The 10,437-nt window shown below is 73.2% G+C and carries 8 protein-coding genes; all 8 read right to left on the reverse strand.

Annotation, left to right across the window (positions count from 1 at the left end):
* Positions 1–28 precede the first annotated feature (28 nt).
* Complete coding sequence (holA, locus tag C3488_RS06405) at positions 29–1,018, reverse strand: DNA polymerase III subunit delta (RefSeq protein ID WP_181138900.1); 990 nt, start codon at positions 1,016–1,018, stop codon at positions 29–31.
* Between the two features lie 61 nt (positions 1,019–1,079).
* Positions 1,080–1,325, reverse strand: a complete 246-nt coding sequence (locus C3488_RS06410) for a hypothetical protein (protein ID WP_103838339.1) — start codon at positions 1,323–1,325, stop codon at positions 1,080–1,082.
* A gap of 51 nt (positions 1,326–1,376) precedes the next feature.
* Positions 1,377–2,216, reverse strand: a complete 840-nt coding sequence (locus C3488_RS06415) for an arylamine N-acetyltransferase (protein ID WP_103838319.1) — start codon at positions 2,214–2,216, stop codon at positions 1,377–1,379.
* Positions 2,217–2,220: 4 nt separating this feature from the next.
* Positions 2,221–4,746 (reverse strand): ComEC/Rec2 family competence protein, encoded by a 2,526-nt coding sequence (locus C3488_RS06420; protein WP_103838320.1) that lies wholly within the window; start codon positions 4,744–4,746, stop codon positions 2,221–2,223.
* Positions 4,743–5,837 carry a ComEA family DNA-binding protein gene (locus C3488_RS06425; protein WP_103838321.1) on the reverse strand — a complete coding sequence of 365 codons (1,095 nt, stop codon included), beginning with the start codon at positions 5,835–5,837 and terminating at the stop codon, positions 4,743–4,745. Before C3488_RS06425 ends, C3488_RS06420 begins: the two co-directional genes overlap by 4 nt.
* A gap of 134 nt (positions 5,838–5,971) precedes the next feature.
* Positions 5,972–6,817: a DegV family protein gene (locus C3488_RS06430; RefSeq protein ID WP_103838322.1), complete on the reverse strand. Its 846-nt coding sequence runs from the start codon at positions 6,815–6,817 to the stop codon at positions 5,972–5,974.
* A 72-nt stretch (positions 6,818–6,889) separates the two neighbouring features.
* The gene (locus tag C3488_RS06435) at positions 6,890–7,624 is read right to left on the reverse strand and encodes a hypothetical protein (RefSeq protein WP_103838323.1); all 735 of its coding nucleotides are present in this window, start codon (positions 7,622–7,624) and stop codon (positions 6,890–6,892) included.
* A 151-nt stretch (positions 7,625–7,775) separates the two neighbouring features.
* On the reverse strand, positions 7,776–10,437 hold a 2,662-nt coding region (gene leuS / locus C3488_RS06440; protein ID WP_103838324.1), incomplete at its 5' end, for a leucine--tRNA ligase.

Raw genomic sequence — 10,437 nt, forward strand, 5'->3', positions numbered from 1 at the left:
TCCGCTGGGTGGGCGGGCCGTGCTCTCGCTATCCGCGCCCCCGGGACCGCGCCGCCCGGGCGATCGTCACCACGGCCTTCTCCAGCGCGTACTCCGGGTCGTCCCCGCCGCCCTTCACGCCCGCGTCCGCCTCGGCCACCGCACGCAGCGCGACCGCGACCCCCTCCGGCGTCCAGCCCCGCATCTGCTGCCGGACCCGGTCGATCTTCCACGGCGGCATGCCCAGCTCCCGGGCGAGGTCCGCGGGCCGGCCGCCCCGGGCCGAGGAGAGCTTGCCGATCGCCCGCACACCCTGCGCCAGCGCGCTCGTGATCATCACCGGCGCCACGCCCGTCGCCAGCGACCACCTGAGCGCCTCCAGCGCCTCCGCCGCCCGCCCCTCGACCGCCCGGTCCGCGACCGTGAAGCTGGAGGCCTCGGCCCGCCCTGTGTAGTACCGCCCGACCACCGCCTGGTCGATCGTGCCCTCGACGTCCGCGGTGAGCTGCGCCACCGCGGATGCCAACTCCCTCAGGTCGCTGCCGATCGCGTCGACCAGTGCCTGGCACGCCTCGGGCGTCGCCGAACACCCCAGCGTGCGGAACTCTCCGCGCACGAACGCCAGCCGGTCCGCCGGCTTCGTCATCTTCGGGCACGCCACCTCCCGGGCGCCCGCCTTGCGCGCGGCGTCGAGCAGGCCCTTGCCCTTGGCGCCGCCCGCGTGCAGCAGCACGAGGGTGATCTCCTCGGCGGGCGAGGCGAAGTATCCCTTGAGTTCCTTGATCGTGTCGGCCGGAAGGTCCTGTGCGTCGCGCACGACCACGACCTTGCGCTCGGCGAAGAGCGACGGGCTCGTCAACTCGGCCAGCGTGCCGGGCTGCAACTGGTCCGGGGTCAGGTCCCGCACGTCCGTGTCGGCGTCGGCGGCCCTGGCGGCGGCCACCACCTCCCGCACGGCACGGTCGAGCAGGAGGTCCTCCTGGCCCACGGCAAGGGTGACGGGGGCGAGAGGGTCGTCATTCACGGTCTTCTTGGCCATCACGGACAGCATCCCACGCGCCACTGACAACGGATGTCGGCGGCAGCCGCCGCCCGGAGGGTCACGGCTCCTCCCGCCAGCCGTCCCACTCCCCCGCGAACGCGTCCAGCAGCTCGGGGTCGAGCAGCCCTTGTTCGTCCCGCAGCACCACCAGCCACTGCGCGTCCTCGGCGTCGTCCTCACCGGCCAGCGCGTCCCGGACGATCCGCGGTTCCTCCTCCAGCCGGAACCGTTCCGCGAGCACCTCCGCCGCCTCCTGAGCGGCATCGCGGTCCGGCAGCACCAGCACATGTCTCACATCGCTCACGAGGCCATTGTCCGGCACCGGGACCCGGCCGACGCCCAAGCCCTGCACCGCTCAGCCGCTCTGGCCCGCCCTTCGCAGCGCGGGCGCCCGGTCCAACTCGATCCCGAACCGCTCCCGGTACACCTCCAGCACCTCCTTCTCACCCGCCAGTTCCGTCCCCTCCTTCCGCCCGTCCGGGGTCGTCACCGTCAGTCGGCTGCCACTGAGCGTGATCCGCCCTCCGTCCTCCGTGACCCGCGAGCACACCAGCGACCGCACGAAGTGCGACTCGGGCGACGTGCTGTGCCACCAGGCCCCGGCCCTGAAGTCCCCGAGCGTCCGCGGCCGCACCTCCAGCCGGTACTGCCGCCTGCCCTCGCGCATCACGTCGAGGTCCTCGAACTCGGCCGAATCCCCGCCTCCCCGCGCTCCCGCCGCATCCGCCCCGGCCTCGACCACCCGGAACACCCCGGCCGGGTCCCGCTGCTCGCCCCGCTGCCGGAACGCCAGCGGACAGTGGCTGTGGGCACCGAACCCCACGTCCGCCAACCAGTCGCCTCCGTCCACCGCCCGCACCCGCAGCGCGAGATGGTCGTACGGAATCCCGAGCCGCCCCTCGTCGTCGTGGACCCGCCCGGCGAGCAGCGTGACATCGAAGCCGAGTGCGGTCAGCAACGCCCCGAACGCCCCGTTGAGTTCGTAGCAGAAGCCTCCCCTGCGGGCCCCCACGATCTTGTCCAGCAGCCGCTCCTCCTCCAGCACGATCTTCTCGCCGAGGTGGATCGACAGGTTCTCGAACGGCACGGTCCTCAGATGGCGCAGATGCAGCTCGCGCAGCACATCGCCGGTGGGCCAGGCGGGGTGCCGCGCCCCGATCCTGCGGAGGTAGGCGTCAACCTGTGCGGAGTCCATGCCCTCAGTCTCTCGCCACACTCAGCCCTCCGCCCGCCCCGGCGACGGCGATCGCGCCGTCCTGGTCCGTGCGCAGTACCAGCGCGCCCTCGTCCCGCAGCGCCGCGAGGGTGCTCGGCGCCGGATGACCGTAGGGGTTGCCCCTGCCGCATGAGATCAGCGCGAGCCGCGGTGCCACCCTGCGTATGAGCTCAGGGTCCTGGTAGGCCGACCCGTGGTGGGCGACCTTCAAAACGTCCACGGGTCCCAGCTCCGCCCCTTCCGGTGATCTCAACAGCTCCTGCTGGGCCGGTGGTTCGAGATCCCCGAGCAGCAGCAGGGTCAGTCCCGCCGACCGCACCGACAGCACCACGCTCGCGTCGTTCGGTCCGTCGGGGGACGGGGCGGGATCCGTGGGGGGCCACATCACCCGCCAGTCGAGCTCCCCGGTGCGGCGGGCCTCTCCGGCGACGGCGCGCGTCACCGGAATGTGCCGGGCGGCCGCCTGGGCGCGCACGAACGCGGCCTGGTCCGGTGGCTCGTCGAACCCGGTCGTCTCGATCGCCCCCACCGCACGCCCGCGCAGCACTCCCGGGAGCCCCGCCACGTGGTCGGCGTGGAAGTGGGTCAGCACGAGCAGCGCGACCCGGCTGACGCCGAGCACGGTCAGACACCGGTCGACCAGCGCCGGATCGGGCCCCGCGTCCACGACCACCGCCGTGCCCCGGCCCGCAGCCAGCACGGTCGCGTCACCCTGCCCCACGTCGCACATCGCGAACCGCCAGCCCGGCGGCGGCCACCCGGTGATCACCCGGGTCAGAGGCGGGGGCTGCACCACCACGAGCAGCAGCACCACGGCACAGGCACCGGTCAGCCAGGGGTGCCTCAGCAGCCTCCGGAAGACGGCCAGGACCATCGCCGTCACGGCGGCCAGCAGCAGCGCGCCCGTCCAGCTGCCTGGCCAGTCCACCGCGCCGCCCGGCAACGACGCCCCGGTGCGCGCGATGCCGGCGATCCACCCGGCCGGCCAACCCGCGCACCACGCCAGTGCCTTGGCGACCGGGGGAGCCACCGGAGCCACCGCCAGTGCCGCGAACCCGAGCACCGTGGCCGGCGCCACCGCGAACTCCGCGAGCAGGTTGCACGGCACCGCGACCAGGCTCACCCGCGCCGACAGCACCGCGACGACCGGTGCGCACAGCGCCTGGGCGGCGGCCGCGGCGGCCAGTGCCTCGGCGAGCCTGGGCGGCACCCGGCGCCGCCGCAACTCCGCGCTCCAGCGCGGGGCGACCGTCAGCAGCGCCCCGGTGGCGAGCACGGACAGCAGGAAGCCGTAGCCCCGCGCGAGCCAGGGGTCGTACAGCACCAGCAGCAGGACCGCCGCGGCCAGTGCGGGAAGCAGGGATCTGCGGCGCCCGGTGGCGAGTGCGAGCAGAGCGATCGTCCCGCAGGCCGCGGCCCGCAGCACGCTCGGGTCGGGCCGGCACACGACCACGAAGCCGAGGGTGAGCACGCCGCCCAGCAGCGCCGTGCTGCGCAGCGGGATGCCGAGCAGCGGTGCGAGTCCCCGGCGCTCGACGCGCTGCGCCAGTCCGGCCGGGCCGATGAACAGGGCCAGCACAAGCGTGAGGTTGCCTCCGCTCACGGCGAGCAGATGCGCGAGATCCGTCTCCTTGAAGGCGTCGTCCAGCTCTGGGGTGACTCGGGAGGTGTCGCCCACGACCAGCCCCGGAAGCAATGCCCGCGCGTCCGGGCCGAGCCCGTCGGTCGCCTCCCGCAGCCCCGCGCGCAACCGCCCCGCCCAGCGCTGCGCCGTCGACGGCTCGCCCACGACATCGGGTGGTCCCCCGTCCCGGACGCGGAGCACGGCGGCAGCGCGGTCACCTCCGGTCAGCGGGGGTGCCAGCCTGCCCGTCACGCGCACCCGTGTCGAGGGCAGCAGCGCGAGCCACGGTGACCGCCCGGGCTCCGCCTCTCGGGTGTGCGAGTCGACGACCAGCAGCACGGGCGTCCGCGTCGCCACCGCGGTCCCGTCGCCCTTCGTCAGGCGCCGCATCTCGCCGTCGAGCAGGACGGCGGTAGCCGTGGCGTGGTCACCCTGGATCCTGGGCCGGGTGAGCCGTGGGTCGGAGGTGACCTCGACCTCCGCGGTCACCTCGGAGTACTGACGTGCCAGAGCGGGAACCGGCCCCCGTCGCAGATCCGCGCCGTGGAACCAGGCGGAGGCGGCGGCAGCGGCGACACAGAGCAGCACGGCGGCGACCGGTACCACCGACCGCGTGCCTCCGGTCCGAAGCCCGCCGCCGGCGTCGCCCCGGCGCAGCACCAACAGCCCACCTGCCGCCGCGAGACAGCCGACGGCCACACCGACGACCCAGGCGACCGGCGCGTCCAGAGCCCAGGCGGCCGCGCTCCAGGCCCCCAACGCGGGCCCCACCAGCCGGAGATCCGCCGGCCCCTCCTGCCGGGGGTGGGGATCACCCAGCGGGCTGCGGACGTCCCCCGGTGGCGCCTTCCGCCCGTCCGCGCCGGGTTGCTTCGGCGGCCTCATGGCTGTACGAGGTTTCGCAGGTCGGCGAAACGGCGTGCGCCGATGCCGTTGACCTCCCGGAGTTCGTCGACCGAGCGGAAACCGCCGTGCTGGGACCGGTAGTCGACGATGTGCTGGGCCAGCACCGGCCCCACCCCGGGCAGCGCGTCGAGCTGGTCCACCGTCGCGGTGCTGAGGGAGACCGGGGTGCCGGGAGCGGCCGATCCGCCGGCCGCCGGGAGGACCGGGCCGGTGCCCGGCGCCGGGGCCGGACCGCCCACCACGATCTGCTCGCCGTCCACCAGGAGGCGGGCGCGGTTGAGGCCGTCGGTGTCGGTGCCCGGGCGTACTCCGCCCGCCGCCCGCAGGGCGTCCGCCACCCGTGACCCGGCCGGCAGCCTCTGCAGCCCTGGATTGCGCACCTTGCCGCCGACGTCCACCACCACGGCCGCCCCCGTCCCCGCTCCCGGGCCGTCCGTCGCCCGCGGTCCCGTCGCCGGCGCTCCCGTCGAGGCGCCCGGCTTCGCCGGGCGTTCGGCTCCCGCCGTCCCGTAGGGCGCCGCCGCCCGGACCACCTCCGGCGCCCGCACCGGTTCGGTCCGGCCCGTCCAGAAGTGCTGCGCGGCGAAGACCACGGCCACCAGCAGGAGCACGCCCAGCGCGGCCACACTCCTGCGCTCCAGCCCGCACCTGGCCTGCAGCCACAACGGCATCCGCTCGCGCAGTGCCGGGACGACGCGCTCCCGCCATGCGCCGCCCGCCGCGGCGGGCTCGGGTGCGTCCATGTCGCCGACGGCGGCCGGCCCGCTCGGACGGGCGACCTCGCTTGCCGTCGACGTGCCCACCCGTGACTCCCCGACGTCCCGGTCCGTCCTCGGTGGGCCGTTTCCCCATGGCTGTCGGTCCGTTGCTCCTTCGGCGAAGCGGGCCTGCGCGCGTTCGGCGAAGAGTGCCTCCGCACGCAGGCGCAGCGCGTCAGCGGCCGAGGGCTGGTGCCGCCGGGCGTGCGCCCGCGGATGCCGTGGGCGGTGGTGCGCGCGGCCGTCGGAGCCGGGGCCGCGGCCGGGACCGCTGGTGGCAGCGGTGGTGCGTGAACGTGGTCGAAGTGCCATGCGCCGAGGATCGGGCAGATCGCCGACCTCGCGATGATCTTGGTCGATTCCCGGGGATTACTGCCTAGTTGTGGATAACTCCGTCACCCACATGAGTCATCGTCGCCCCAGGTACCGCCGTGATCGTGGCCCCGTCACCGAGGCGACACCACGGCCCCCAGCAGACCCGGTCCCGTGTGCGCCCCGATCACCGCGCCGACCTCGCTCACATGCAGGTCGGCCAGCCCGGGCACCCGTGCGCGCAGGCGGTCGGCGAGCGCCGACGCCCGTTCCGCAGCGGCGAGATGGTGGACCGCGATGTCGACCTTCCCGTTGCCTGCGCGCTCGGCGACGATCTCCTCCAGGCGGGCGATGGCCCTGGACGCCGTACGCACCTTCTCCAGCAACTCGATACGGCCGCCGTTCAGCTGCAACAGCGGCTTCACCGCGAGCGCCGAGCCGAACAGCGCCTGCGCGGCGCCGATCCGGCCGCCGCGCCGCAGATAGTCCAGGGTGTCCACGTAGAAGTACGTGGAGGTGTCCGCGGCCCGCTTCTCCGCCGCCGTGACGGCGTCGTCGACCGTGCCGCCCGCCTCCGCGGCCTGAGCGGCGGCCAGCGCGCAGAAGCCGAGAGCCATCGCGACCATCCCGGTGTCGACCACACGCACCGGCACGGGAGCCTGGCGCCCGGCGAGCACCGCGGCGTCGTACGTGCCGGAGAACTCGGAGGACAGGTGCAGCGAGACGATGTCGGTCGCCCCCGTCGCGGCGACCTTGCGGTAGGTGTCCGCGAACAGCTCGGGGCTGGGCCGGGAGGTGGTGACGGGCCGTCGCTTCTGCAGGGCCTGGGCCAGGGAGCGGGCGGAGATCTCGGTGCCCTCCTCGAGTGCCTGGTCGCCCAGGACCACGGTCAGGGGCACCGCGGTGATGCCGTGGCGCTCCATCGTCCGGGGCGGCAGGTAGGCCGTTGAATCGGTGACGATCGCGACATGGCGGGACATGAGCTGGAGGTTACCTGCCGGAACGCGACGGTGGCAGACCGACCCCGTCGAGCTGGACGGTCCTTGGCGGGATCATCGGCTGCTCTCGGGGCGGGGCTTCCTCTGCCAGGGGTACACGGGCCGCTGGGTGCGCGGGCCGAGCGCCGGCCGGGTCTGCTCCCGCGCCGCACGCGACTCGGGTGTCTGCGGCCAGGTCTGGGAGGAGGCCGCGTCCTGCGGCGCCGCCGCCTCGGGCCAGGACGGGGCTGACCCCGTCGGCTGCTCCCTGGTCCAGTGGCGCAGGGCGCCCGCCTCCACGTCGATCTGCGCGCTCAGCGCGTCCAGGTCGTCGTCCGCGAACCGGCGTGCCCTGTCATGAGCGGCCCAGCGCAGCGAGTCCGCCGACCGGGTGACGCGCTCGGTTCGTTCGCGCAGCTCCGGAAGCCGGGAGACCAGCGCCTGGCGGTCCGGCTCCGTCTCCAGGCGCCGCAGCTCGGCGTCCAGTTCGTGTCCGTGCGCGCTGAGGCGCTTGAAGAGGCCCAGTGCCTCCTTCAGTGACTCGTCCTCGGTGACGCCCGCGTGGAGGGCGTCCTGGGTCGCGCGCATCGAGGTGCGCAGCCTCAGCCGCAGCTCGGCGAGTTCACCCGCCGGACCGGGCTGGGTGAGGGTTCTGGCGCGCAGGGTGGTGTCCTCCACCGTGCGCCGGGCCTGCGCGATCGTACGGTCCACGCCGCGCTTCGCCGCGCCGACCGCCTTCACCGTCGCATACACGCCGAGGATCAGGCACAGCACGAACAGGAGCGCGATGACGGTCAGAACGGCTTCCACGACGCTCCTCCTCCGGTCGGCCGGGCGGCTGCTCACCGCTCTTCCACGGTAAACGCAACGGGCAGGCCCAGGGTTCCGGAAGAACCCCGAACCTGCCCGTAGGGGACTACCCCGACAAGGGCGGCACCGACCGCCCCCGACGGCGAGGCCGCTATGCCGTGACGATGTTCACCAGCTTCGGCGCGCGCACGATCACCTTGCGGATCCCGGCGCCGCCCAGGGCCGCGACCACCTTCTCGTCGGCCAGCGCCACCTTCTCCAGCTCCTCCTCGGAGATCGAGGGCGGAACCTCCAGGCGAGCCTTGACCTTGCCCTTGACCTGGACCACGCAGGTCACGGTCTCGTCCACGACGTAGGCGGGGTCGGCGACCGGGAAGTCCCGGTGGACGACGGAGTCGTTGTGGCCCAGCCTGCGCCACAGTTCCTCGGCGATGTGCGGGGCCAGCGGCGCGATCAGCAGCACCAGCGACTCGGCGACCGAGCGCGGCACGGAGCCGCCCGCCTTCGTCAGGTGGTTGTTCAGCTCGGTGATCTTGGCGATGGCCGTGTTGAACCGCAGGCCCTCCAGGTCCTGGCGCACGCCGTCGATGGCCTTGTGCAGGGCCCGCAGGGTGTCCTCGTCGGGCTCGGCGTCGACGACGGTGACCTCACCGGTGGTCTCGTCGACGACGTTGCGCCACAGCCGCTGCAGCAGCCGGAACTGGCCGACCACCGCCCGCGTGTCCCACGGCCGCGACACGTCCAGCGGGCCCATCGCCATCTCGTACAGGCGCAGCGTGTCCGCGCCGTACTCGGCGGCGATCTCGTCCGGAGTCACCGCGTTCTTCAGGGACTTGCCCATCTTGCCCAGCAGACGGGTGACCTTCTCGCCCTGGTAGTAGTAGGCGCCGTCGCGCTCCTCCACCTCGGCTGCCGGCACCGCGATGCCGCGGCTGTCGCGGTAGACGTAGGCCTGGATCATGCCCTGGTTGAACAGCTTGTGGAACGGCTCCGCCGAGGAGACGTACCCCAGGTCGTACAGCACCTTGGACCAGAAGCGCGCGTACAGCAGGTGCAGCACGGCGTGCTCGGCGCCGCCGACGTACAGGTCGACGCCGCCGTGCGGCATGCCCTCGCGCGGGCCCATCCAGTACTGCTCGATGGCCGGGTCGACCAGCTTCTCGCCGTTGTGCGGGTCCAGGTAGCGCAGCTCGTACCAGCAGGAACCGGCCCAGTTGGGCATGGTGTTGGTCTCGCGGCGGTACTTCTTCGGCCCGTCGCCCAGGTCCAGGGTGACGTTGACCCACTCCTCGTTGCGCGACAGAGGGGTCTCGGGCTGGGTGTCGGCGTCGTCCGGGTCGAAGGTGCGCGGGCTGTAGTCCTCGACCTCGGGCAGCTCCAGCGGCAGCATCGACTCGGGCAGCGCGTGGGCCACGCCGTCCTCGTCGTAGACGATCGGGAAGGGCTCGCCCCAGTAGCGCTGGCGGCTGAACAGCCAGTCGCGCAGCCGGAAGTTGACCGTGCCCTCGCCGATGCCCTTGCGCTCCAGCCACTCGGTGATGCGCGCCTTGGCGTCGGTGACGCCCAGACCGTCCAGCTTCACCGAGTCACCGGAGGAGTTGACGATCTTCGCGTCGTAGGAGACGAAGGCGTCGTCCCAGGTGGACGGGTCGGTGCCGCGGCCGTCGGTGGGCTCCACGACGCAGCGGATCGGCAGCTCGAAGGCGCGCGCGAAGGCGAAGTCGCGGCTGTCGTGCGCCGGGACGGCCATGATCGCGCCGGTGCCGTAGCCCATCAGCACGTAGTCGGCGATGAAGACGGGGATCTTCTCGCCGTTGACCGGGTTGGTGGCGTACGCGCCCGTGAAGACGCCGGTCTTGTCCTTGGCCTCGGCCTGCCGCTCCACGTCCGACTTGGAGGCGGCCTGGGCGCGGTAGGCGGCGACGGCCTCGGCGGGCGTGGCGTGGCCGCCGGTCCAGACCTCGTGCGTGCCCTCGGGCCACGCCTCGGGGGTGAACTTCTCGACCAGCGGGTGTTCGGGCGCCAGCACCATGTAAGTGGCGCCGAACAGGGTGTCCTGGCGCGTGGTGAAGATCGTGATCGTCTCGCCGTCGATCGGGAAGTCGACGCGGGCGCCCTCGGAGCGGCCGATCCAGTTGCGCTGCTGCAGCTTGATCGCCTCGGGCCAGTCCAGCTCCTCCAGATCCTCCAGCAGCCGGTCCGCGTAGGCGGTGATGCGCATGTTCCACTGGCGCAGCTTGGCCTTGAAGACGGGGAAGTTTCCGCGCTCGGAGCGGCCGTCGGCGGTGACCTCCTCGTTGGCCAGGACCGTGCCCAGACCCGGGCACCAGTTGACGGGCGCGTCGGAGGCGTAGGCCAGTCGGTACTCGCCCAGGACGTCGGCGCGCTCGGCGGAGCTCAGCTCGTTCCACGCGCGCGTGGTGCCCGGAATCGCCCGCTCCCCCGACTCGAACTGGGCGATCAGCTGGGAGATCGGGCGGGCCGTGCGGGCCTCATCGTCGTACCAGGAGTTGAAGATCTGCAGGAAGATCCACTGGGTCCACTTGTAGTAGTCCGGGTCGATCGTGGCGAACGACCGGCGCTTGTCGTGGCCCAGACCCAGCCGGCGCAGCTGGGACTTCATGTTCTCGATGTTGGCCTCGGTGGACACGCGCGGGTGCGTGCCGGTCTGCACGGCGTACTGCTCGGCGGGCAGGCCGAAGGCGTCGAAGCCCAGGGTGTGCAGGACGTTGTGGCCGGTCATGCGCTGGAACCGGGCGAAGACGTCGGTGGCGATGTACCCCAGGGGGTGACCGACGTGCAGGCCGGCACCC

Origin of the sequence: Streptomyces sp. Ru72 (genome assembly GCF_002920635.1) — a bacterium.
In the GTDB taxonomy this organism is placed as follows: domain Bacteria; phylum Actinomycetota; class Actinomycetes; order Streptomycetales; family Streptomycetaceae; genus Streptomyces.

Excerpts from the sequence above, each read along its gene's own strand:
- holA (WP_181138900.1), bottom strand. The coding sequence starts at position 1,018 with ATGGCCAAGAAGACCGTGAATGACGACCCTCTCGCCCCCGTCACCCTT.
- C3488_RS06415 (WP_103838319.1), bottom strand. The coding sequence starts at position 2,216 with ATGGACTCCGCACAGGTTGACGCCTACCTCCGCAGGATCGGGGCGCGG.
- C3488_RS06420 (WP_103838320.1), bottom strand. The coding sequence starts at position 4,746 with ATGAGGCCGCCGAAGCAACCCGGCGCGGACGGGCGGAAGGCGCCACCG.
- C3488_RS06425 (WP_103838321.1), bottom strand. The coding sequence starts at position 5,837 with ATGGCACTTCGACCACGTTCACGCACCACCGCTGCCACCAGCGGTCCC.
- C3488_RS06430 (WP_103838322.1), bottom strand. The coding sequence starts at position 6,817 with ATGTCCCGCCATGTCGCGATCGTCACCGATTCAACGGCCTACCTGCCG.